This window comes from Exiguobacterium sp. 8H (assembly GCF_902506255.1).
In the GTDB taxonomy this organism is placed as follows: Bacteria; Bacillota; Bacilli; order Exiguobacteriales; family Exiguobacteriaceae; genus Exiguobacterium; species Exiguobacterium profundum.
The window spans coordinates 1395574-1419483 of sequence record NZ_LR733429.1 but is presented as its reverse complement, the minus strand read 5'-3'; the positions used below and the strand labels follow the sequence as shown (position 1 = coordinate 1419483).

27 protein-coding genes are annotated in these 23910 nt (G+C 50.0%); 21 read left to right on the top strand and 6 right to left on the bottom strand.

Features of this window, described 5'->3' with window-relative positions:
- The first annotated feature begins 49 nt into the window (after positions 1 to 49).
- Complete coding sequence (locus tag GVY43_RS07235; protein ID WP_012727005.1) at positions 50 to 550, top strand: PTS glucose transporter subunit IIA; 501 nt, start codon at positions 50 to 52, stop codon at positions 548 to 550.
- 90 nt (positions 551 to 640) lie between these two features.
- Positions 641 to 1240 carry a helix-turn-helix domain-containing protein gene (locus tag GVY43_RS07230; protein WP_074036173.1) on the top strand — a complete coding sequence of 200 codons (600 nt, stop codon included), beginning with the start codon at positions 641 to 643 and terminating at the stop codon, positions 1238 to 1240.
- A 67-nt stretch (positions 1241 to 1307) separates the two neighbouring features.
- On the opposite strand, the gene GVY43_RS07225 is transcribed toward GVY43_RS07230, so the two are convergent.
- The 3 genes from GVY43_RS07225 to GVY43_RS07215 all read right to left on the bottom strand — a co-directional run bounded on the left by GVY43_RS07225 (position 1308) and on the right by GVY43_RS07215 (position 3871).
- Positions 1308 to 1733, bottom strand: a complete 426-nt coding sequence (locus tag GVY43_RS07225) for a hypothetical protein (RefSeq protein WP_026825360.1) — start codon at positions 1731 to 1733, stop codon at positions 1308 to 1310.
- A 64-nt stretch (positions 1734 to 1797) separates the two neighbouring features.
- The gene (locus GVY43_RS07220; protein ID WP_159562686.1) at positions 1798 to 2991 is read right to left on the bottom strand and encodes an ABC transporter permease; all 1194 of its coding nucleotides are present in this window, start codon (positions 2989 to 2991) and stop codon (positions 1798 to 1800) included.
- Positions 2981 to 3871 carry an ABC transporter ATP-binding protein gene (locus tag GVY43_RS07215; protein WP_012727001.1) on the bottom strand — a complete coding sequence of 297 codons (891 nt, stop codon included), beginning with the start codon at positions 3869 to 3871 and terminating at the stop codon, positions 2981 to 2983. Before GVY43_RS07215 ends, GVY43_RS07220 begins: the two co-directional genes overlap by 11 nt.
- A gap of 117 nt (positions 3872 to 3988) precedes the next feature.
- Here GVY43_RS07215 and GVY43_RS07210 point away from each other — a divergent pair, with 117 nt between their 5' ends.
- A complete protein-coding gene (locus GVY43_RS07210; RefSeq protein ID WP_159562685.1) occupies positions 3989 to 4933 on the top strand; it encodes a ring-cleaving dioxygenase in 945 nt (314 codons plus the stop codon).
- Positions 4930 to 5529 (top strand): alpha/beta hydrolase, encoded by a 600-nt coding sequence (locus GVY43_RS07205; RefSeq protein ID WP_159562684.1) that lies wholly within the window; start codon positions 4930 to 4932, stop codon positions 5527 to 5529. Before GVY43_RS07210 ends, GVY43_RS07205 begins: the two co-directional genes overlap by 4 nt.
- Positions 5530 to 5534: 5 nt before the next feature.
- Here GVY43_RS07205 and GVY43_RS07200 read toward each other — a convergent pair whose 3' ends face one another.
- A complete protein-coding gene (locus GVY43_RS07200) occupies positions 5535 to 6023 on the bottom strand; it encodes a hypothetical protein (RefSeq protein ID WP_012726999.1) in 489 nt (162 codons plus the stop codon).
- Positions 6024 to 6348: 325 nt separating this feature from the next.
- Between GVY43_RS07200 and GVY43_RS07195 the strand changes: the two genes are divergently transcribed.
- The 5 genes from GVY43_RS07195 (at position 6349) to GVY43_RS07175 (ending at position 10480) form a co-directional block, all read left to right on the top strand.
- Positions 6349 to 7404 (top strand): acyltransferase family protein, encoded by a 1056-nt coding sequence (locus GVY43_RS07195; RefSeq protein ID WP_012726998.1) that lies wholly within the window; start codon positions 6349 to 6351, stop codon positions 7402 to 7404.
- A 74-nt stretch (positions 7405 to 7478) separates the two neighbouring features.
- Positions 7479 to 7814 carry an Asp23/Gls24 family envelope stress response protein gene (locus GVY43_RS07190; RefSeq protein ID WP_159562683.1) on the top strand — a complete coding sequence of 112 codons (336 nt, stop codon included), beginning with the start codon at positions 7479 to 7481 and terminating at the stop codon, positions 7812 to 7814.
- 200 nt (positions 7815 to 8014) lie between these two features.
- The gene (pgmB, locus tag GVY43_RS07185; RefSeq protein ID WP_159562682.1) at positions 8015 to 8680 is read left to right on the top strand and encodes a beta-phosphoglucomutase; all 666 of its coding nucleotides are present in this window, start codon (positions 8015 to 8017) and stop codon (positions 8678 to 8680) included.
- A gap of 217 nt (positions 8681 to 8897) precedes the next feature.
- Complete coding sequence (locus tag GVY43_RS07180) at positions 8898 to 9305, top strand: hypothetical protein (RefSeq protein ID WP_074036184.1); 408 nt, start codon at positions 8898 to 8900, stop codon at positions 9303 to 9305.
- 122 nt (positions 9306 to 9427) lie between these two features.
- Positions 9428 to 10480 (top strand): glycosyltransferase family 4 protein, encoded by a 1053-nt coding sequence (locus tag GVY43_RS07175; RefSeq protein WP_012726994.1) that lies wholly within the window; start codon positions 9428 to 9430, stop codon positions 10478 to 10480.
- A gap of 41 nt (positions 10481 to 10521) precedes the next feature.
- On the opposite strand, the gene GVY43_RS07170 is transcribed toward GVY43_RS07175, so the two are convergent.
- Entirely contained in the window at positions 10522 to 11529 is a 1008-nt protein-coding gene (locus tag GVY43_RS07170) for an LCP family protein (protein ID WP_159562681.1), read from the bottom strand.
- A gap of 41 nt (positions 11530 to 11570) precedes the next feature.
- The gene (locus GVY43_RS07165; RefSeq protein ID WP_159562680.1) at positions 11571 to 12212 is read right to left on the bottom strand and encodes a YigZ family protein; all 642 of its coding nucleotides are present in this window, start codon (positions 12210 to 12212) and stop codon (positions 11571 to 11573) included.
- Between the two features lie 179 nt (positions 12213 to 12391).
- Here GVY43_RS07165 and GVY43_RS07160 point away from each other — a divergent pair, with 179 nt between their 5' ends.
- The 12 genes from GVY43_RS07160 (at position 12392) to flgK (ending at position 23905) form a co-directional block, all read left to right on the top strand.
- Positions 12392 to 13516, top strand: coding sequence for a sensor histidine kinase (locus GVY43_RS07160; protein WP_196431028.1), 1125 nt, complete (start codon positions 12392 to 12394; stop codon positions 13514 to 13516).
- A 22-nt stretch (positions 13517 to 13538) separates the two neighbouring features.
- Positions 13539 to 14231: a response regulator transcription factor gene (locus tag GVY43_RS07155; RefSeq protein ID WP_159562679.1), complete on the top strand. Its 693-nt coding sequence runs from the start codon at positions 13539 to 13541 to the stop codon at positions 14229 to 14231.
- Positions 14232 to 14326: 95 nt separating this feature from the next.
- On the top strand, positions 14327 to 15175 hold the full coding sequence (locus tag GVY43_RS07150; RefSeq protein WP_159562678.1) for a DegV family protein: 849 nt from the start codon (positions 14327 to 14329) through the stop codon (positions 15173 to 15175).
- A 48-nt stretch (positions 15176 to 15223) separates the two neighbouring features.
- On the top strand, positions 15224 to 15931 hold the full coding sequence (treR, locus tag GVY43_RS07145) for a trehalose operon repressor (protein ID WP_159562677.1): 708 nt from the start codon (positions 15224 to 15226) through the stop codon (positions 15929 to 15931).
- A 202-nt stretch (positions 15932 to 16133) separates the two neighbouring features.
- Positions 16134 to 17582: a PTS system trehalose-specific EIIBC component gene (gene treP, locus GVY43_RS07140; RefSeq protein WP_159562676.1), complete on the top strand. Its 1449-nt coding sequence runs from the start codon at positions 16134 to 16136 to the stop codon at positions 17580 to 17582.
- An 82-nt stretch (positions 17583 to 17664) separates the two neighbouring features.
- Complete coding sequence (gene treC, locus GVY43_RS07135) at positions 17665 to 19299, top strand: alpha,alpha-phosphotrehalase (RefSeq protein WP_201302248.1); 1635 nt, start codon at positions 17665 to 17667, stop codon at positions 19297 to 19299.
- 121 nt (positions 19300 to 19420) lie between these two features.
- Complete coding sequence (locus GVY43_RS07130) at positions 19421 to 20578, top strand: DEAD/DEAH box helicase family protein (protein WP_159562674.1); 1158 nt, start codon at positions 19421 to 19423, stop codon at positions 20576 to 20578.
- Entirely contained in the window at positions 20575 to 21243 is a 669-nt protein-coding gene (locus GVY43_RS07125) for a ComF family protein (protein WP_159562673.1), read from the top strand. The genes GVY43_RS07130 and GVY43_RS07125 overlap by 4 nt, the downstream gene beginning before the upstream one ends.
- A 57-nt stretch (positions 21244 to 21300) precedes the next feature.
- Complete coding sequence (locus GVY43_RS07120; RefSeq protein ID WP_236548937.1) at positions 21301 to 21657, top strand: flagellar protein; 357 nt, start codon at positions 21301 to 21303, stop codon at positions 21655 to 21657.
- A gap of 23 nt (positions 21658 to 21680) precedes the next feature.
- On the top strand, positions 21681 to 21932 hold the full coding sequence (locus GVY43_RS07115; RefSeq protein WP_074036202.1) for a flagellar biosynthesis anti-sigma factor FlgM: 252 nt from the start codon (positions 21681 to 21683) through the stop codon (positions 21930 to 21932).
- Between the two features lie 113 nt (positions 21933 to 22045).
- On the top strand, positions 22046 to 22402 hold the full coding sequence (gene flgN / locus GVY43_RS07110; protein WP_074036203.1) for a flagellar export chaperone FlgN: 357 nt from the start codon (positions 22046 to 22048) through the stop codon (positions 22400 to 22402).
- 12 nt (positions 22403 to 22414) lie between these two features.
- On the top strand, positions 22415 to 23905 hold the full coding sequence (gene flgK, locus GVY43_RS07105; RefSeq protein ID WP_159562672.1) for a flagellar hook-associated protein FlgK: 1491 nt from the start codon (positions 22415 to 22417) through the stop codon (positions 23903 to 23905).
- The last annotated feature ends 5 nt before the right edge of the window (positions 23906 to 23910 follow it).

Below are 23910 nucleotides of genomic sequence, written 5' to 3'. Positions count from 1 at the left end.
ATAAAAGTGAAGACTTCGATTCAATAGAACATGTTGGAGGGATTAAGCTATGGGATTCTTTAAAAAACTTTTTGGTGGTAAAGAAGAACAACTCAACGCGGTTTCACCGCTTACAGGAAAGGTCGTCGACATCACGAACGTACCGGACCAAGTATTCTCACAAAAAATGATGGGTGACGGGATCGCAATCGAGCCGACTGAAGGAAAAGTCGTCTCACCGGTTAGCGGAACAATCGCGACAGTATTCCCAACAAAACACGCGATCGGTATCAACGCGGACAACGGTGCGGAATACTTGATTCACATCGGTTTGGATACGGTAAACCTTAAAGGTGAAGGCTTCGAGACACACGTTACAGAAGGTCAATCTGTCAAAGCAGGCGACCCACTCGTCACGTTCGACCTCGATTTCATCAAAGCGAACGCGCCATCGACGATCACTCCGATCATCATCACGAACCACGACAGCTTCGGCGTGAACAAACTTGTCGCAGAAGGCGACACGGTGACAGCTGGATCTTCGGAAGTCGTCGAGTTGACAAAGAAATAAGAAGACGACCCATGACTCGGGAGCTTAGGCTTCCGAGTATTTTTTTGCGAATGCGGGAATTATAATGAAGAGAGGGAAGGGGGAATTGAGATGGATGGAAAAAATGCACCATACCGGGGATACGGGGATCGGATTCGAATATTACGGGAACGGGCCGGATTGTCGATTGAGACGCTTGCAGAACAGATTGGTGTCGCACCGTACTTTATCCGACGTACCGAACTGAGTGAGGTCTATCCGACCATGCCTTACATAGAGGCGCTCGCAGACGCTTTGCAAATCGACCCGAACTATTTGGCACGCCATATTTGGACGGGCGAGTCGCTCAAAGTCCTCATGCGAGGAAAAGTGCCGGAACTCGAACAGATGAAGCTCGCCTATGAAGAAGCGATGCACGGGAAGTCCGTCGAAGAAATGCAACGGCAACTCGAAGAGCGGATGCGCATCTTTGACTTGATGCACGAAGAAGAGTTACAACGAATCTTTGACCAAGATGAAGAGCCGACGACGCATCATGCACTCGAAGCGCTCGTCGATGCGGTGCTTGACCTCGGACGGTCACATGACACGACGCGTCACATCGTCCCGTTCGCACGCTATGTGGAACGGCTTGTCCCAGACCAATTCGCAGACAACTCATTCCAGTACGCGGAGTATGGTGTCGTGGATAAATCGTATAAATTGCAATGACCGTAGAGCATTCTACGGTTTTTTTGTGCACAAAAAAGTGACCAGGAGAATCCCCTGGTCACTTCAATCAGCGCATCGGACGCGCTTCGTAGCGTACTTTTGGACGAGTGCCGGCGAGTAAGAAGCCGAGCACGATATTCAAGATTGTGAGCACCCATCCGACATAACCGAATGTGTAGGCAAGACTCGCCAGCATCGTTTGCCAGTCGAGCAATGCTGCTGCGTCCCCGCGGAATGTGAAGCGGATGACGGTGAAGCCAATGAGTGTCGTTGCAGTAATCATGATGCCGATCCATGCGCCACCGAAGCGGGACGTTTGAGAGCGTCTGCTGACCGGATACCAAAACGCGAGCGTTCCGATGAACGTACTGCCTGCATAGGCAAGCAGGATTTGCCATAACGCATCCGCGTCTAAGAAGACGGTATAACAGATGAACGTCGTGAGCGTCGTCATAAACGTAAAGATTAAGGCTGCGAGTAATCGTGATCGCATAGTTCGTTTTCCTCCTCATTTTGCACATTCTTTAGAGTAAACGAAAACGAATTTGCTGTAAACGTTATTGACGGTTTTGTAATATTTGTCGCCATTGTTTAATAGCGTTCGTTCCATAGAACAAGACGCCGCCACGATAGAATTTCGAGCCAATCCACAGTGTGATACCGATCGTTCCGATGAGTAACCCAATCGAAAGCGCCACTTCCCATACGGCCACATCGACGAGCATGACGCGAAGGAACATGAGCATCGGAGCGAAGAACGGGACGAACGAGAGGATGGTTACGATGGTCGCATCCGGGTTGTTCAATCCAAACATCGCGACTAAGAACGCAGCGACGAGGAGCATGATGACCGGCATGACCATTTGTTGTGACTCTTCGACACGGCTGACAAGTGAACCGAGGACGGCGAAGAGTGAGGCGTACAACAAGTACCCGAGCAAGAAGAACACGAGTAGATAGATGACAGCCCGTGCGTTGCCGGCGTTCTCGATGACCGTCGTCGCCAGTTCGCTACCACTCGCACTTACATAACCAAACCCAAGGAAGATTCCGATTTGGATGAGGGCGAGTGTCCCGATAGCGGTAACTTTCGCAAGCATATGGGTCACTGGATGAGTCGTTGAGATGATGAGCTCCATGACACGCGATGACTTCTCCGTCGTCACTTCTGTTGAAATCATCGATCCGTACGTGATGATCGAAATGTACAGGAGCATCAACATGACGTAAACGAGCGCCGAAGACGAGAGGAGCTCATCCGAGTTCTCTCCACCGCGTCCGAGATAGGACTCGTCGAGTTGGATCGGTTCGCTGAGGGCAGCGATGACGGCCGGATCGACATCGGACGATTCAATCAATTCCGCATTGCGCAACTGTTGTAAAGATGTTTGCAAGATGGTCGTGAACTCCTGTTCCGGTCGTTCGGAGATGACGCGGGCATCATAGCCGTCGACAAAAGCGACGACCCCATACTCTCCGTCGTTGATGCCGGTCCGTGCCTCTTCTTCCGTGATTTCGCTAGATGCGACGTCTTCATAGCCGAGTGACTTCATCGTGTCGACGAGTTCTGTGTTCTCAGATACAACGAGAGCACTCGCCTGTTCAGAGTCCTCGAATGAGGACATGATGCGGTCGATGTTCGTGAACCCGAAGATGAATAGGATGGTTAGCGCCGTCGAGATGAGGAATGCTTTTGAACGAATTCTCGATTTGAGTGTGAACGCATAGAGCGGTCCAAAGTTATGAAACATGCTGTCCGACCTCCTTGATGAAGATGTCATTGAGCGATACCGGTTGGCGCATGAACGTCTTCACGTTCGCCTGATGACGGACGAGTGCCGACAGGACCGCGTCACTGTCTTCGAAAGAATGTAAGCGTACTAGATGACCGGATTTGTAAGGCTCGATTGTCTCCACGACTGGGAGCGACTCGAGAATGTGAATCTGGTCCGTTTCAATAAAGAGGGCAGGTTCTTCGTATCTCGACTTGATTGTCGGGACGTCACCGCTTACGACGGCACGGCCACCTTTCAAGATGCCGACGTGTTGGCACAATTCTTCGACATGTTCCATTCGATGACTCGAGAAGACGATGGTCGTCCCGGCGTCACGCAACGCGAGAACTTCACGCTTCAGGATTTCAACGTTAACCGGGTCGAGGCCGCTGAACGGTTCGTCTAAGATGACGAGTTCCGGGTTATGGAGCAGGGCGGCGACGAGCTGAATCTTCTGTTGATTCCCTTTTGATAGCTGCTCGACGCGCATCGTTTCATATTGAGGAATTTCAAGGCGTTCGAGCCATGACTTGACCGCGCGTTTGGCATCGCTCCCGCGCATGCCCTTTAGGCTTGCGAGAAAGACGAGCTGTTCACGCACTTGGGATTTGGGATACAGGCCACGTTCCTCGGGCAAATAGCCGACGATGCGATGGTCGACCGCTTTACCGTTCCACGTGATACTCCCATCGGTCGGCTTCAAGATGTCGAGGATCATCCGGAACGTCGTAGTCTTTCCAGCACCGTTTGCACCGAGCAAACCAAACATTTCCCCTTGTGGGACGCGGAACGTGAGGTCGTCGACAGCTTTGAAGTCACCAAACTCCTTGGTGACGCGTTCGATATGTAATGCCATATTCTATTACCTCCTTAGAATGTCTCTTCTTCTATCGTACGCCACCTTGAGCAAAAAGTTTCACTTTTTCTGGTAAATGATTTATCTTGAAATCAAGATAATAAAAGGAGGATGACAATGAAAACGCAGTCTACGGGAATCCATCACATTTCGTCGATGGTACAAGACCCGCAACGTACGCTAGATTTTTATGGACAGGTACTCGGTCTCCGCTTCGTGAAACAGACCGTTAACTTTGATGACCCTGGTACGTATCATCTCTATTTTGGGGACGAAGTCGGGACACCAGGGACGGTGATTACGTTCTTTCCAATCCCGGGCTTAGGGAAAGGGCAGGTCGGGAGCGGACAGGTTGGCGTGACGACTTATCTCGTACCGGCAGGGAGTTTACCGTTCTGGGAAGAAAGACTACAACAGCACGGCATCGCGACCGTCGCCACTGAACGGTTCAGCGAGGCATCACTTTTATTTGAAGACCCGGACGGACTCGTCGTCGAACTCGTCGCCCGACCGAGCTCTAAACAGACACGCTGGGTCATCCCCGGTATCACAGAACATGAAGCAATTGTCGGATTCGCCGGAGCGACTTTGTTGTCGAAAGCACCGGACGAAACCGTGCGCTTGTTGACGGAACTGTTCGGCTTTGAACGGGTCGCAGAGGATGAAGAGTGGATCCGTTTGAAAGGGTCAGCAGATTACGGGAACGTCATCGATGTGAAGAAAACGATTTTACCAAACGGGGTCCCTGGAACGGGAACGGTTCATCACATCGCGTGGCGCGTTACCGACGGAGACCATTATCCGACCTGGCAAGACGCCATCTTTGATCTTGGATTAAGACCGACCGAAGTGAAAGAACGAAATTATTTCCGCTCCGTCTATTTCCATGATGCCGGACGTATCCTGCACGAACTCGCGACGGACGTACCTGGATTCACTGTGGACGAATCCGTTGACACGCTCGGTGAGACGTTGCGCTTGCCACCATGGCTCGAAGCGGACCGAGATAAAATCGTCCGCACACTACCAGCAATCACGATACCGAGAGGAGAACACATATGATTCATCAATTCATTCAAGGTACAAAAGATACGACACTCGTTTTATTACACGGAACTGGAGGGACCGAGCAGGATTTGATTCCGCTCGCGAAAGAACTATCGACCGAGGCGAACATCTTGACGCTTCGAGGGGATGTCATTGAAAACGGGATGTCCCGTTTCTTCCGTCGCCACGCGGAAGGGGTGCTCGACCTTGAAGATTTAAAGAAACAGACAGAGCGCTTCCTTCATTTTTTAGATGAAGCGGCGACAACGTATGGCATCGACCGGGATAAGATGATTCCGCTCGGCTACTCGAACGGGGCGAATTTGATCGGGTCGGCACTTTACCGTCATCCGGCGTTCACTGCTTCACTCCTATTCCACCCGATGGTACCGGACCGTTCATTGACGCTACCTGACTTGTCAGGAACGAACGTGTTCATCTCGGCTGGCGAACGCGACCCGATTTGCCCGAAAACAGAAACAGAAGAGCTGACGTCGACACTCCGAAACGCGGGAGCGGACGTCGAGCTCTTCTATCACTCGGGGGGACATGAACTTCGTATGGAAGAAGTCGAGGTAGCACGGACATGGATCGCCGCATACCTCGACTGATTCATTCAAGCCATTTTTTTCGGTTTGTTCGGACGAGAATAGACGACGAGGACCCCTCGGTCAATCAAATAGGCGGCGAATAAACGTTTCGCTTCCTCAGCTCGCACAGTTCGGTCGATTTGGATATACAATCGGCCGAGCTTTTTTTGTGAGGTGCGCGTGAGCAACCAAATCGAGTCGAGCGTATACTGCCAACTTTGGAGCGTGTCGCCACCGATATATAAGTAGCGGTTTTGGGTGCGCTCGAGCAAGTAGTTGAGCCACCAGACGTCACGAGCCAGTTTAGCGCAGACACCGAGCACGAACGTGAGACCGAGGAAAGCCATGCTAGACAAGACAGGATGAATGGCAGAGAACCCGTTTCGGACGGACTCGAAGGCGACAAGGAGCAATCCGACGGAAAAGACGCTGACGAACCACCAGAATCCGAAGTTAGAGAATGAACGTTTTGGATCGTGCACCATATGATGTCGATTCCGGATGATCGATGCCATTCTCTCCACCTCCTTTATTAGAATATTCTGAATATTTAGTAACACCACTATACTATACTGTACCCAATCCCGTCTATTTGAATACGCACACAACATGCTGAATCGTGAGGATTTTTTGACGTTTCGGCTTGTATTCCTCGAATTATGGGAATGATGACAGTGAAGACATGAAAATTTTGTTGAAACGTAATTTCACTTGGCACAGGAATCGCTTATGATAGGTGAGGGATTTTCCAAGACCTTCATGGATTCTGTCTATAAAAAGAACGTGAAAACATGAAGGTCAGCTTCATTGCAGTCATCATAGAGAACTAGAGGGAATGTTATGAGAAATTATTGGTATGACAATATTAAAGGAGTGCTCGTCCTACTCGTCGTCTTCGGACACTTGTTGACCGATGTCCGCGGCGCTTATGACGATATTTTACCAAAGTGGGTGTATCTGTTCCTGTATACCTTCCACATGCCGTTGTTCATCATGTTGAGCGGTTACTTTTATCGGGAGAACCGCTATTTGCGCGTGATCCAGCTATTCGTGGTCTATGTCATTTGGCAGGTCATTCTTGGGTCATGGTTCGCATTTACAGAAGGGATTCCGATTTTCTCACTTGAAAATCCGGGTCTGAATTTGTTGAAGCCGTATTGGGCGCTTTGGTATCTGATGGCCATCATTTTCTGGTACATCATCACCCCGTACGTGACACAACTGAAAGGGTACGTATTGTATGCACTATTATTTGCGCTTCTGTTCGGATTCCAAGCCGAGGCGACGGGGTATTTCGCGTTACGGAAAGTCATCATGTTCTATCCGTTCTTCTTGATCGGGAACTGGATGTCCGAGCGCAATACGCTCAACTTCTTTGAGTTACCGAAACGGGCCGAACACCGGAATCGATATCGCATCGGCGGGGCGATTGTCTTCACCACGCTCACATTGGGACTCTTGGTCTCGATGCGGGTCCAGCAAGACGATACGTTCTATCATATCGGGAACTTGTTCAAGTTCCGTTTCGCCTATGACACGGCCGTCCCTGAGGCGATGTGGAGCGGACCGTTCGCCTTTTTGATCGTCTATACGGTGTCGCTCCTCATGTCGATCAGTTTCGCGCTCATCATACCGGGACGACAGCTCCCGATTTTCTCGCGTGCCGGACAGTATAGTCTGTACGTCTATCTCGTCCACGTCTTCTTTGTTGTCGCATGGAAGGCGTTTATACCGGCAGGGTTCATGCCAACATCTTGGATGCAACTACTCGTCTTGTTCGGTGTCGCCTTTGTGATGGTCCTCGTGATTATCAGTCCACCGATGGTCCGTCTCTTGCGCCCGCTCGTCGAGATTGACGTGAAGCGTGTCCAAAATACCAAGGGGGTAAAAGGGTAAAGTCTTTTCTAAACGCTTCATTTCCGCTACACTTTATTAAGAAGAAACGAAACTAGAGTTAAGGAAGTGACCCTATGCCATACGAAAATGGAATGCACAGCACAGAAGGCGACGTGAACGTATCACGTCACGTCGTTGAAATGATTGCCGCGGTCGCGGTCAAAGAAACGAAACACGTCTCGTTCACGCAAGAAGATACGAAATTGTCAGAGCGTGCTCTCATGAAACATGTGAAAGTCGATGAGTCGGACGAAGGCATCACCATCAACCTATCGCTTTATATCGCGTACGGACAGTCGATCATCAAAACGGTGACGGCCGTCCAAGAGCGCATCACGCAAGATATGGACACGATGCTTGCGATGACACCACGTTCTGTGAACATCAAAGTGGTCGGTATTCAGCTGTAATAAGGAAGGGGAGAGCGCATGCTCTTCTCTTTTTTTGATTTTTGCGAAAACGGTTGCATCAAGAGAACGTTTTCATTTATAATAGAAATCGAACAAGTGCAACCGTTTGCATCATTGACCAAACGTGCGACGGGTACTTGTCAAGTTCCCTAAATGTAGTCTGACGACACAAGCATTTGAAGGAAAGGCGGAAAGCATGTATGTCAACGATTGAAGCAGTGATTTTCGATTTGGACGGTGTCATCACTGACACGGCAGAGTACCATTACCTCGCTTGGAAGCAGCTCGGTGAAGAGCTCGGAATTCCATTTGACCGCGAATTCAATGAAACGCTCAAAGGCGTGAGTCGGACTGAGTCGCTTGAGCGGATCCTTACGCTCGGCGGTAAACAAAACGATTTCACACCGGAAGAGAAAGCAGAACTCGCACAAAAGAAAAACGAGCACTACGTTGAACTTATTCAACATATCTCATCCGACGATCTTCTTCCTGGTATCGTTTCATTCCTCGATGAAATCAAAGAGGCGGGACTCAAAATCGGAATGGCTTCTGCTTCAAAGAACGCATTTGCGGTCGTTGACGCACTTGGGGTCCGACATTACTTCGACCATATTGTCGACGCAGCAACTGTCGCCCAATCAAAACCACACCCCGAAGTGTTTTTGAAGGCCGCTTCTGCCCTTGGCGTGAAACCCGAACTCGCCATCGGCGTTGAAGACGCGGCTGCCGGTGTAACTGCAATCAAAGCGGCAAATATGTTTGCTGTCGCCGTTGGAGAAGAATCGATGCTTGGTCATGCAGACCTCATCGCCGCTTCTACTGACGATCTGTCACTTGAACGCATCCTCGAACGCGTTCATGTGTAAATGACTACAATCATCTTCCGTGAGACGGCGACTGCCCCGAACAGTCGCCGTCTTTTTTGAGCCTAAAGTCCTAAATAGACAGAATTGCCCAAAAAGAGATGACAAACACATTACAAATCCGTTACACTTTTATAGAAGATATAGAGGGATTATTAGGAATTACTGATTTAAATTAGGGAATTCCAAATTATAATTGGATGTAGAAGGGGATTTGTGTATGGAATCTACGAATGTCAATGACCACATTTATCGAGAATTGATGGAAATTGAGGAGTCGTATCGCCAATTGCAACGACGTGCCGAGTATTTGATTGCGGAATTGAGTCGAGATAGAGAAGATAAGGACTCCATGACTGATGCGTCAAAACGCCTACGTCCGCGCCGTGTGAACCAGCGTTATCCGCTCGAGGTGTACGTTCATCAAGTGACGGATCTACTGAAAGAGCGTCAGACGATGAGCGTGCGTGATATTCAAATGGAACTTGAACTTCGTTACCGTCATCACATCAGCAACATTTACCAATTGATGGTGAAAATTGAAGGTGTCAACCCGGAAATCAAAAAAATTGGTCGCGGCTTGTATACATACGAACCGACAGAAGAAGTGGCAGCGACACTTTCATGATCCAGAGCTGATGGGGAACGCCTCATCGGCTTTTATTGTAAACGGACTGATATCCACTCCTCGATTCAAAATGTGATATAATTCGCCAGAGTCTATTTTTTTGAGAGAGGAACTGTCGGCCCATGCTATGGATTGCCATGTTGGTCAGTTTTGTGATGGCCATCTTGATTACACCGCTCGTTCGTCGATTCGCATTTTTCATCGGTGCAGTCGATCATCCGAACGCACGAAAAGTACATTTACGGACGATGCCACGAATCGGGGGTCTCGCGATTTTTATCGCATTTTTCATCGGCTACGCCTTGCTGCTTCCGACGAGTCGATATAACGACGCTATCTTGATTGGCGCTGTCGTCATTCTCCTTACCGGACTGATCGATGACCGGTTCCAGTTATCAGCCCGTGTCAAGTTGATGGGACAGATGATTGCGACGGTCGTTGTCTTGAACTCGGGGATGCGAATTGAACTCATCAATCTTCCGTTCGACCAGCAACTCTACCTAGGGTCATGGAGCATCCCGATCACCGTCCTTTGGCTGATTGGGATCACGAATGCCATCAACTTGATTGACGGTCTCGATGGTCTCGCCGCCGGTGTGTCGAGCATCGCCCTCGGGACGATTGCCGTGTTAGCCATCATTCAGGGGAACGTCTATTTGACGATGATGGCGCTCTTGCTTCTTGCGAGTACGCTCGGGTTTCTCGTTCATAATTTTTATCCGGCGAAAATCTTTATGGGCGATACGGGAGCACTGTTCCTCGGGTACATGCTCGCCGTCTTCTCGCTCATCGGGTTTAAGAACGTGACATTGTTCTCGCTCGTCGTCCCGGTCCTCTTGCTCGGGTTGCCGATCTCGGATACAATTTTCGCCATCGTGCGCCGGCTCGTCCAAGGGCGACCGCCGATGTCGCCGGATAAATCGCATATGCATCATCAGTTGATCGATATGGGCTTCACGACACGGCAAGCCGTCTTGCTCATGTACGGGATGACCTTGTTCTTTGGCATCTCATCCATCTTGTTCGCCAAGACGACGATGCTCGGTGCGGTCATCACGTTCATCGTCGTGTTGATTGTCATTGAATTGATCGTGGAATCAACCGAACTGATTCATCCAAATTATAAACCGATTATTCGCACGTCCCGACGACTGCTCGGTCGACCGCGAACCTAAAAAATAGCCAGTATCGCCGCGCGATACTGGCTATTTTTGTTTTAGTACGTGATTGTCTCAGTCATCGTATCGTCTGTTTCGTCAGTTGATGGTTCATCCGCTGTAACGGGCATGCCGAGCTCCGTCTGGAGAAGGGCCTGGGCGTCACGAAGGTCAGCCGGGTCGATTTCATAATAGTAGACCCCGTTCAGCGTCAGGTCCGTCCCTTCAAGTGTTTCGCGGTTGAACGACTTCAGCGATTTTGCGTAAGGCTGAAGTTGTGAGGCCTCTGACAACGTCATGTTCGTCCGGATGTTCTCGCCGACAGCATTCATGATCCGGTTCAGCTTCGTAAACGAGTTGATGGTCGTCGCCTCATTGATGATGGCCTCGATAACTTGCTGTTGTCGACCGGCTCGACCGATGTCGCCGGCAGGGTCTTGCTTCCGCATCCGGGCATAGGCAAGTGCTTCTTTTCCGTTCAAGACTTGAACGCCAGGCTCTAGCTCGACATTTCCGGTCGCTTTTCCGGAGATGGGGATGAGGACATCAATCTCGACGCCACCGACCGCATCGACCAAATCTTCGATTCCATCAAAGTTGATGGTCGCATAGTAATCGATTGGGATGTCGAGCAGGTTCTCGACGGTCGCAATGGTCGTGTCAATGCCTCCGTAAGCGTAAGCATGGTTGATCTTGTCTTTGAACGGATCCTCATCGTCGATGATGATGTCGACATATGAGTCGCGTGGGATGCTGACGAGCGTCACTTGCCGCGATTCCTTGTTGAACGTGGCGACCATGAGCGAATCAGTCCGTCCTTCCTCGAGCGAGGCGCCGCCATCGACTCCTGCTAACAGGACGGAAAAGTGATCTTTCGTCAAGTCGATGGTCTCGTCGCGACGTTCTGACTTGTCGCCACGTTCCAACGCCTTGTTCGCGTTTTCGGCGGTTTCATTCGCTTTGAAGACAAAATAGCCGAAAGCGGAACCACCGATGAGCAATACGACACCCAACACGATGAGGACAATTTTCCAAGGTGATCTTTTCTTGCGTGGGGGTGTTTTCATGTTGTTTCCTCATTTCAGTCGTTTCTTTTAGTATAGGCGTTTCAGCGTTTGAAATCACGTTCGATGATGCGGATCCCATGAGTTTGAAGCTGACCTTGACCGTTCGTCATGTCTGTCAGCCAAGCGAGCGCCTCCTCTGTCTCTTCCACGGGTACCGAGACATGAAACGTGACGAGGTCCGCGTAGATGATGTCATCGAGCAGATAGCTAGACTGTCTCAACTCGTTTTCGACTTTCCCAATCCATGTATAGTCGACGGTGAGTGTCAATTGTTGCATCGGTAGGCGTTCGACGATGCCGACCGCATCAAGTCCTTCGCTTACAGTTCCACCGTAGGCACGAATAAGTCCGCCGCCACCGAGCTTGATTCCACCGAAATAACGTGTCACGACGACGACCGTATCTTTCAAGTGGCGTTTGCGCAACACCTCGAGCATCGGCATGCCGGCCGTACCGCTCGGCTCACCGTCGTCGTTCGCTTTTTGGTGCTCGTTCCGTTCCCCGATGATATAGGCGGAACAGTTATGGTTTGCATTCCAATGCTCTTTCTTGGTGGCTTGGATAAACGCCTGCGCCTCTTCCTCTGTTTCGACACGTTTGAAATGAGCAATAAATTTTGATTTTTGGATAACGACTTCGTATGTTCCACTTTGTTTTATAGTATAATTTGACTCAATAGACATTTCTGAAAATTCTCCTTTCTATTTTTAAATATTTTTTTTAGAATTCAAGTAGGCACATACGCTATTTATAGCGAATGGAATTATAGAAAATCTCTCATGTCCGCTACAAACCTGTTTAGAGTGGGACGATATATAAGAATAGATGAGGATTAACTACCGAACTATTAGGGGATGGCATCGTGAATCATATTACCGATCGGACAGCTTTAGAACATATCATAACAAATATGATTGAAACGGTGACGGAAAGTAAAGAGGAGATTGTCCGTATAACCGAAAGTTCTGCAACTGAATATTCAGCAATTCAAAACGAGTTAAAAGAATTGACGGATAAAATCGAGTTCTACATCGAGGAGTCCGATCGACTCGACCGACTCGTGAAAGCTGCAAAGGCCAAGCTCGTTCAAGTCAGTAAAAAGTTTCATATACATAGTGAACAAGAAATTCGCGAAGCCTACGAACGGGCAAATCAAATGCAACTCGAACGTTTTCTTGTCCAAAAAGAAGAGATGGCGGCACAGCAACGCCGGAACGACTTAGAGCGTCGTCTGCTCATCTTAGAGGACACGATCGAACGTGCCGAAAAGTTGATTGGTCGCGTGAGTGTCGTCTTGAACTTCTTACGGGATGACTTACAGCAAGAGTATTCGGACATGATGAAAAAACAAGAGATGGCCATCGGCGTATTCGAAGCGGCTGAGCGCGAACGGCGCCATCTCGCCCGCGAGATGCACGATGGTCCAGCGCAATCGCTTGCTCATATTCTGATACGGGCCGACCTGATTGAAAAGACATTTGATAAACGAGGAAAAGATGAGGCATTTGCCGAATTACATGAATTGAAAAAGCTAATTCGTGGGGCGCTCGTCGACGTCCGTCGTTTGATTTATGATTTACGTCCGATGTCGCTTGATGATTTAGGCTTTTTGCCGACGCTCGAGCGCTATCTCCATCAAACGGAGGAGTATACGGCAATCAAAACACGTCTCAACTATCGAGGGTCGCGTGCGCGATTACCGGAGAAGCTGGAGATTAACGTGTTCCGTCTCGTTCAAGAATCGGTACAAAATGCGATCAAACATGCAAAAACAGCCGAAATCATCGTCAATGTCGAGCAAGCGAGCGACGTGATTCACATCCACGTCCGCGACTATGGCATCGGGTTTGAACCGAGCGCAATTGGCGAAGAGTCGTTTGGGATTGTCGGAATGCGCGAACGAATTGAATTGGTGAACGGAAGCATCACCATCGACTCGGAAGTCGGCAAAGGGACAGTCGTCCGGATGTCGATTCCGATTCCGTGAGAGAACAAGGGGGAAGACATACATGGAAATGACACAGACACGCATTGCGATCGTGGATGATCACGAACTGTTCCGCGAGGGATTGAAGCGGATTTTTGATTTGGAGGATGAATTTAAAGTTGTCGCCGAAGGGCGTACGGGACGCGAAGCAATCCGCATCGCTGGCGAGCAAAAACCGGAAATTCTAATTATGGATATCAACATGCCGGACATGAACGGAATCGAGGCGACGAAGCAACTGTCACTTCTTTCACCAGAGACACGTGTCCTCATTCTGTCAATCCATGATGATGAGTCGTATATCACACATGCGCTTGAAGCGGGGGCATCAGGGTTCTTATTAAAAGAAGTCGCATCGACAGAATTGATCTCGGCAGTCCGTGCCGTCGCAAAGGATGGGGCGTATCTTCATCCGAAAGTGACAACGAACGTACTGAAGGATTACCGCCGTCTCTTACAATTCAAAGGGGAACAGGCGGGACGTGGCGTCGAGAGCCGTACAGATGACCCGGTCTATCAATTATTGTCGCGCCGTGAGGTCGAGGTGTTGCACCTTCTCGCTGACGGTCGCTCGAACCGAGACATCAGTGACATGCTGTTTATCAGTGAGAAGACGGTCAAAAACCACGTCTCCTCCGTACTTCGTAAAATGGACGTGAACGACCGGACGCAAGCCGTCGTGGATGCGATTCGCCGGGGTTGGGTCGAGATTTGAGCGTCACCGATGCTTTACCTCGTTTTTGTGTTACAATATGGAATGGAATCCTAACATAATTGGAAAAATGAAACGACGTAAAGTGAGGATATAGTATGGGAAACATTGCGATTTTAACCGACAGTACCGCCTATCTGTCGGATGATTTTTTGGCGCGACATGACGTCCATGTCGCACCACTCAGTGTCATCTTCGATGGTGCGTCGTACCGCGAGTCGATTGATATGTCGACCGAGGCGTTTTACGAGCGTATCGAGGCAGGGAACCTGCCGACGACGTCGCAACCGGTCATCGGTGAGACGGTTGAATTGATTGAGAGCTTGCCGGACGATGTGACAGACGTGATTGCAATCACGCTCTCGAGTGGGATTAGCGGAACGTACCAATCGATGGTCGCGCTAAATAACATGGTCGATGTGACGGTTCATGCGTTTGACTCAGAGATTTCGTGTATGCCGCAAGCGTTTCTTGTCGAAGAGGCTCTTCACCTCCGTGACAACGGGGCGACACCAGAAGAAATCATCGCCCGACTTGAAGCGGTCCGTGATTCGATTCGCGCGTACTTCGTCGTCGATGACCTTGACCATTTACAACGCGGCGGACGATTGAGTGCGGCGCAAGCGCTCGTCGGATCGTTCTTACAAATCAAGCCGGTCCTTCATTTCCAAGATAAATTGATCGTCCCGTTCGAGAAGATTCGGACATACAAGAAGGCCGTACGCCGAATCGAAGAGATGATGGACGAATCGATTGTCGGAGATGGGGAAGGGTACTGCATTGGTATCATTCACGCCAACTGCCCGGAGCGTCAGGCGGAAGAGATCGCTTCGATGAAGCAGAAGTTCCCGAAAGCACATATCTCGGGAAGCCATTTCGGTCCCGTCATCGGAACGCATCTCGGACCTGGTGCAATCGGCATCACATGGTATCGTCGCGAATGGTAAGAGAGACGACCGTCTAAGGTCGTCTTTTTCAATGGAGGAGGGAATGAAATGGCGAAATATCGCCAAATCTTTGAGCGTCTGGCAGAAGAGATGCGAAATGGCACGAGACCCGCTGACTCAAAGCTTCCGTCTGAAACCGAGTTGATGCATCAGTTCGAGGCCAGCCGGGGGACGGTCCGGAAAGCGCTCGATCTTTTACAGGAGAACGGGTATGTCCGGAAGCATCATGGAAAAGGCGTGTTCGTGTTGAAACGTGACCAGATCGAGTTTCAATTCAATGGCATCGTCAGTTTTTCAGAGGTCTACGCGAGCATGCTCGGTCGTTCCATTCAGACCCACGTCGCTTCGTTCGAAGAGATAGAAGCCCCGACATGGCTCGCCGAACGGATGAACTTAGCGCCAGGGACGCATGTGTTTCGCATCGAACGGGTTCGAAACTTTGACGGGGAGAACGTTATCTTAGATATCAACTATTTCGTCAAAGATCTCGTCCCCGGTCTGACAGAAGAGATTGCGGCTCGATCGATTTATGGATATATCGAAGATGAGCTTGGGCTACAAATCAGCTATGCGAAACGGAAGATTGCAGCTGAAGACGTGACGGAACTTGACCGGAAACGGCTCGACTTGCATGACTATGAATACGTCATCGTCATCACGAACGATACGTTCTTATATGAAGGACAACAATTTGAATATACGGAGTCGCGTCACCGATTGGACAAGTTCCAGTTTAGCGACGTCGCCCGTAGGTAAACCTCTTTCGTACAGGAAGGGGTTTTTTGTTTGTCCTAAGTCAAAATAGGGGAATTTTAACAGTAAATCACGACGCAAAACTTTCATGTTTAACTTATCTATATAAGTTGTTGACTTAACTTATATAGATAAGTTATACTTTGTTTGTACTCATAAGTAACCGTTTTCATTTACAGTTTTCAAACAAAGGAGGACATTCAACATGAAGGCAGATTATCGTCAAATTGCCGCTGAGATCTTAGAAGCGATCGGGGGCAAAGACAACGTGGACAAGGCCGCGCACTGTGTGACGCGTCTCCGTCTCTCCCTCAAGGATCAATCAAAAGTCGATGAGGCACGCGTGAAAGAAATCGACCTCGTCAAAGGGGCGTTCGAGAACTCCGGCGTGTATCAAATCGTCATCGGAGCCGGCGATGTCGATCGCGTCTATACCGAGTTCATCAAGCTCGCTGGACTTGAGGCGGCGACGGTCGCCGAGGTCAAATCCGCGGGCGGCAAAAAAATGAATCCGCTTCAAAAACTCGTCAAAGTCTTCTCTGACGTCTTTATGCCAATCATTCCAGCCATCATCGTAGCCGGTCTCCTCATGGGGATCAACAACTTACTTGCATCGGAAGGTCTCTTCATCGAAGGACAGACGCTCATCGAGGCGTATCCGAACTTACAAGGACTTTGGGATCTCATCAACATGATGGCGAATACGTCATTCGTCTTCTTACCGGCACTCGTCGGTTGGTCGGCGACGAAACGATTCGGCGGGAGCGAAGTACTCGGGATCGTCATGGGTCTCTTACTCGTTCACCCGGACCTCTTGAATGCATGGGGCTACGGAACGGCAGCACTTGAAGGAGATGTCCCGACGTTTGATATCCTCGGACTCTTCGAAATCGAGAAAGTCGGCTACCAAGGTCAGATCTTGCCGGTACTCGCTGCTGCCTATATCTTGAGCCAAATCGAGATGTTCTTGAAAAAACGTGTACCGAACGCCATCCAACTCTTGGTCGTTCCAATCACAACAATCGTTGTCACAGGATTCCTCGCACTCGCAATCGTTGGACCGGTCACTCGTGGAATCGGGAACGTGATCGCGACAGGACTCGTCAACACGTTCGAAGCCGTACCGGTCGTCGGGGCACTCCTCTTCGGATTGTTCTACGCACCGCTCGTCGTCACCGGGATGCACCACTTGTTCATCGCCATCGACCTTCAGTTGATCGCAGATACAGGCGGTACGTTCATCTGGCCGATGATCGCACTCTCAAACATTGCTCAAGGTTCGGCCGCACTCGCGATGTTCTTCGTCTACAAGCACAACGCGAAACAAAAGAGCATGGCATCGACTTCAGCCATCTCGGCTTATTTCGGAATCACAGAGCCGGCCATGTTCGGGGTCAACTTACCAAATAAATTCCCGTTCTACTCAGCTATGATCGGGTCGGCAATCGCTGCTATCTTTATCACATTGAACGATGTGCAAGCAATCGCCATCGGTGTCGGAGGACTCCCTGGATTCCTCTCAATCTTCACAGATAAGATCCTTCTCTTCATCGTGGGCATGGTCATCGCGATCATCGTTCCGTTCGCGCTCACTTTCATCTTGTCGAAGCGTTACATGAAGAAAGGTGAACTTGAAGAAAACAAAGTCGCATAAGTAATGACTCGGGAGGGAGGGACGGCAGTTCTTCCCTCTTTCCTATTGAAATGAAAACTCTTACAAAAAGGAGATGTCGTTGATGACACAGAAAAATTGGCGCAAATCAGTCGTCTATCAAATTTACCCGAAAAGTTTTTACAGTCCGGAAGGGAACGCGACCGGATCGATTAAAGGGGTGACGGCGAAGCTGGATTACTTGGCAGAACTCGGCATCGAATACATTTGGATGACGCCTGTCTATCAGTCACCTCAACACGATAATGGCTATGACGTGAGTGATTATTATGCCATCGACCCGTCTTACGGAACGATGGAGGACCTCGACGAATTGATCCGTGAAGCAGAGGCGCGGGGCATCGGCCTCATGATGGACATCGTCGTCAACCACTCTTCGACCGAGCACGAATGGTTTCAAAAATCATTGGCGGGAGACGAGCGGTACCGTGACTACTACATCTGGCGCGACGAACCGACGAACTGGGAATCGAAGTTCGGTGGGAATGCGTGGGAATATGATGAGAAGAGCGGACAATATTATCTCCACTTGTTCGACGTGACACAAGCTGACCTGAACTGGGAGAATGAACAGATGCGCGAGGACGTCTACGAGATGATGCGGTTCTGGCGTAAAAAAGGAATCAAAGGATTCCGTCTCGACGTCATCAACCTCATTTCAAAAGAACAGAACTTCCCAGAAGACATATCGGACGGTCGCAAGTTCTATACGGACGGTCCACGCATCCACGAATATTTAAAAGAAATGAACCGAGAAGTATTTGATGGGCATGACGTCATCACGGTCGGGGAGATGTCTTCGACGACGCTCGATCACTGCGTACGCTATTCAAACCCGGACGAGAACGAGCTCAGCATGACGTTCAGCTTCCACCACTTGAAAGTCGACTATCCGAACGGCGAGAAATTCGTCGCGGCGCCGTTCGATTTCATTCAATTAAAAGACATCATGTCGACGTGGCAACGTGGGATGCACGGAAAAGGATGGAACGCCATCTTCTGGTGCAACCATGACCAACCACGTGTCGTCAGCCGTTTTGGGAACGACACGAACCACCGCGTCGAGAGCGCGAAGATGCTTGCGACAGTGCTCCACGGCCTTCAAGGGACGCCGTACATCTATCAAGGGGAAGAAATCGGGATGACGAACCCCGGCTTCGACTCGCTCGATGAATATCGGGATATCGAAACGCTCAACATCTACAAGTTGAAGCGGGAAGAGGGTGTGTCGCATGATGACATGATGGCCGCCATCAAACAGAAGTCACGCGACAACTCGCGAACGCCGATGCAGTGGGATGCAACGACACATGCCGGCTTCACGAGCGGCACACCATGGATCAACGTGGCGCCGAACTATGAGGACGTGAACGTTGAAACGGCGCTTCGTGATCCGAACTCGGTGTTCTACCACTACAAACACTTGATTGCATTACGAAAAGAACTTGACGTTTTGACGGACGGAGACTACACGCTTCTTACTCCTGATTCGCTAGACGTTTGGGCATATACACGGAAGACGGACCGAGAGGAGCTACTCGTCGTCGCCAACTTCTATGGAATTGAAACGACGTACACGATTCCAGAAGGATTCGAGCGGGTGAACGTCGTCAGTCACAACTACGACGTGCCTGAGCTCGACGGAATGTCGTTGTCTCTTCGTCCATATGAGGCGATCATGTTCTATAAACAGATTTAACAGATGGGACCCGACTTTTTCGTCGGGTCCTATTTGTGTAGTAGACCTATGTTGTTTTTGATAAGTTGAATCGTATTTACATAGGTATTTTGGTAGCGTGATGACAAAAAGGAGTCAGGTTATGGGAGAACTTATTGTCGCACCGAAAGGAAAAAGAGCCATCCGCTTCGGCATCTGCCAACGCTGTCTCAGCACGCACGTCCGGACGTTCACTTGTCATCATGGACGCTGTGCCTATTGCCGAAATTGTTTGTACCTCGGGCGTGTCTGCCGATGTGATTTTCTACAGGAACGGGACATCACAACTCCAACCGAGACGACCGAATTGACGATGCCATTCGAGCTCGTCCCAGACCAAAAGCGGGTCGCGAACCAACTGCTCACGTGGTGGGACGAACGGAGGACGGGACTTGTGCATGCGGTGTGTGGCGCTGGGAAGACCGAGATGACGTTTCCCGTGATTGAGCGTGTCGTCAATGAAGGGAAGCGAGTGTTGGTTGTCTCTCCGAGGAAAGATGTCGCCATCGAATGGGTCGAACGATTAGAACAGGCGTTCACAGTCCCTGTCACTAAACGATATGGAGGGGGAGAAAAAGACTCCATTGGGATGATCACGGTGGCGACCGCACCGTTACTCATGAATTTACGTGACGTGTTCGATTATGTGCTCGTCGATGAGTCCGATGCCTTCCCGTTTGCCTTTGATGTGGCACTTTGGAATACAATCCGTCGGGCCGGGAGAAATGTCTTCTTATTTATCACGGCGACCCCGACCGTTTGGCAACAATTGCTTCCGAAGGTTCATCTGTCGCGGCGCTATCACGGATTCGATTTGCCGGTCCCGACACTTGTCAAACAGTCCGACGAACGACTCCTAGACTTCTGTCGACGTCACGCCTTGAAACCCCGTCTCTTGTTTGTGCCGACGAAGCCTGATTTGGAGCGATATGAACGTCAGTTACAAGAGGCAGGTATCACGTGTCAAACCGTTTCTGCTGACACGGAAGAACGGTTGGATACACTCCATTGGCTTCAAGAAACGAAAGGGATCGTCCTTGCGACCTCAATCTGGGAGCGAGGGATGACGGTTCGCGACGTGCAGGTCGCCGTGGTTGAAAGTGAACATCGTCTCTTCTCGACGCGGGGTCTCATTCAGATGGCGGGTCGGGCGGGGCGAAAACCGGACACACCGACAGGAGAGGTCTGTTTCTTTTACAAGGAGCGGACATTCCGACAAGATGTTGCCATCCAGAAGATCAGGGAGGCGAATCGGCGATGAAATGTCTTCTTTGTCATGAGTCGATGACCGTCCCGTGGACACCTGCCACGTTATGGCGACGGGACTGGGTGTGTCCCTCTTGCGAGTCGAAACTGACGCCGCTCGGGACAGGTTGCCCACGCTGCGGTCAACCAAATGAGACCGGTGAGACGTGTCCGGACTGCATCCGCTGGCTCGCACTCGGTCTCGACTTGACCGTCCGGTGCCTGTACGCGTACGATGATGCAGGAATTGACTGGCTACATCGATATAAATTCAGCGGGGATGTCGTCATTGCCTCATCGGTTGCCCCAGCGCTTCGGTCATTGCGTTCATCTGGCGTGACCTATGTTCCGATTCCGTTGAGTAAGGAGCGACTTCAGACACGTCGTTTCAATCAGGCCGAGGTGCTCGCGCGATATATCGGTCCGACGCGGCAGATTCTCGAAAAAACGGAGGTTTCAAGTCAACGTGAACTCGGGAAAGAAGGAAGACGACACCGAACGAACCCTTTCACTGTACCAACTTCAGTGAAATATGGGAAAATCATTCTTGTAGACGACGTCTATACGACAGGAACGACCCTTCATCAGGCGGCATTTTCGTTGCGACAGGCAGGTGCATCAGAAGTTTCTGCGATTTGCTTGTTTCGGGCGCTAAACAAATCAAAATCGCGTCCGATATAAAGGGCAGAGGTGAAACCAATGGATGCAGCAACTTGCCAAATGTGTGGGCGCTTGTTTATGAAACAGGGACGTTCACCGTACTGTCCATCATGTAATGAAGTCGATTATAAAAACTTCTTGAAAGTCCGCGATTTCATTCGTGAACCAGCCAACAAACAGACGACCATCGGAGCCCTCGTCGAAGCGACAGGTGTCTCTGAACTTGATATCACGCGATACATCCACGAAGGACGCTTGATCATCAAAGACAATCCGGCGCTTGCCATCAGCTGCGTCCGTTGTGGTCGGCCTACGAATGAAGGAAAAATCTGTTCGAACTGCCAGAGAGAAATGCAGAAGGAACTGTCCAGTCTACAGGAGATGCAGGAGGGCTTGGCGAAAAAGTCGAGTATCCGCGCTTATCGTTTGGATTAACATCATGAAGAGGGGGAAGACGCATGCGCATCGATTCAGCCAAGTGGGTACACTTACCAAACACTTATGAAAAGAAAACGCAAGTCGAGCCGAAGCCCGCGCAATCAAGCCAAACGGACCAATTGTCAATTTCGGCGGAAGCTCGCGCCCGGTTTGAAGAACCGGTGAAACATCCGGACCGTCTCGCTAAAATCGACGCTTTAAAAGCGGAGATTGATGCAGGCACATATTCACGGGACGCGCGCGAAATCGCTAAACGCTTTCTACAAGGATGAATGGAAGCGAGGTCCGTTTGAGGCCTTCGCACTGAATAACACGGCACGGAAGCTGACTAAATAAGGGGTACCCCTTTCTTTAGTCGGCTCTTTTTTTGAAAAAGGAGAGACTCATGCTCACATTACATAAACGGTTACTCGAATTGGCTTACGCAAAAGAACAGCAACTCATTCAAAATGACATGGTGGCATTTAGCACGCTCGTCAAAGAAGAAGCGAAACTCGTCCGACAAATTTCACAAAAAGAAGCGGAACGACTTCAAGGGACGTATGAATTGGACGATGAAGAGATAGAGGAATTGAGACCGGTCTTGTTCGAGTTAAAGCGACAGAACGAATTGAACGCGACGTTGCTCGAACAATCCCTTCGTTATATTACTTGGCATCTGGATATGCTCATGCCGGAAGCAGATGATTTTACATACGGACAACAAGCGTTCGAAACACGCTCGTTCAGCCGTGACGTTTAAGGAGGAAGTGGAATGGGTTCAACATTTATGGGATTAGAGACGGCACGCCGCAGTCTCTCGACACACCAATGGGCGCTTCAAGCGACCGGGAATAACGTGGCGAACGCCTCAAACCCTGGCTATTCGCGCCAACGACTCACACTCGGGATGACCGAACAGCTCTCGGTCAACTTCGGCGGGACCAAAGCCGGACAATTCGGGACAGGTGTACGCGGGGAGACGCTCGCCCGAATTCGCGATCTTATGATCGATCAACAGTATCGTGACGAGTCGGTGAAGAACGCCTTCTATGCGACGAAAGAAGCCGCGTTCGGTCGGATGGAAGACATCATCAATGAACCGTCTGAGAACGGACTCGCTAAATCGCTCGACTTGTTCTGGGCATCACTTCAAGACTTGTCGGTCAACCCGGACGATACGGGTGCGCGAAGCGTAGTTCGGCAACGAGCATTGACGTTGGCACAGACATTTAACTATATGTCTTCATCATTGACTAAAGTACAGGATGACTTAAAGACCGAAGCAGGGGTCGTCACGAAAAAAATCAATGATTTGTTGACGAAAATCAGTGACGTCAACCGTCAAATCGGTGATGCAGAGCCTCTTGGTGTTCTGCCAAATGAATTGTATGATGAGCGCGATCGCTACATGGATGAGTTGTCGCAATACATTGAGTTCGAACGTGTGCCGGTTGATTACACGAACGGCGAAACACGTGGGAACTCGCAACGTGTTGCAGAAGGACGAATCGATATTCGTGTAGTCGTCGGTGGTACAGAAGTAAAACTCGTAGACGGTCTTTCGGGCGGAGTTGGGAAATTTGATGGGATGACCATGACCGATGCTGCAGGTACGAATACATCGATGACACATGCCGACATGCCTAACGGAAAATGGAAAGCACTTGTTGAAATGTACGGAAGTGCAACGGGTCCAGAGGCAATCGACGGGGCATTCACCAACATGCTCAAGGACTTAGATGAGATGGCGAACGTCTTCGCATCAGCATTTAATGTAGCGCATGGAACAAACATGGACGCGGACGGAAATGCCGGTCGAACTGACTTTTTCGTGGGTACTACTAGCGCCGCTACCATTACAGTGAATCCTGATTTCATGAAGAACTTAGATCTAATTGCAGCATCTAAGGACGGGAACATCGGGGATGGAAGTGGTGCTCTCGAACTTGCGCAATTGAAAGAAAGTGCGCTTAACTTTGCGGGTTCGGTTACGACCTCAACCTCGATCGGCAAGTACTATCAAAATGTTATCGGAAACATGGCAGTCGAGGCTAGCCAAAACGCGAACTTGGCAAAGAGTACATTTGCTCTCTTAAGTAGTTCGGACCAACGTCGGTTATCGGTCAGCGCAGTCTCGCTCGATGAAGAAATGACGATGATGATTCAATATCAACACGCTTATAATGCGGCGGCTCGAAATATCACAGCTGTCGATGAAATGTTAGACAAAATCATTAACGGCATGGGTGTCGTAGGGAGGTAATGACT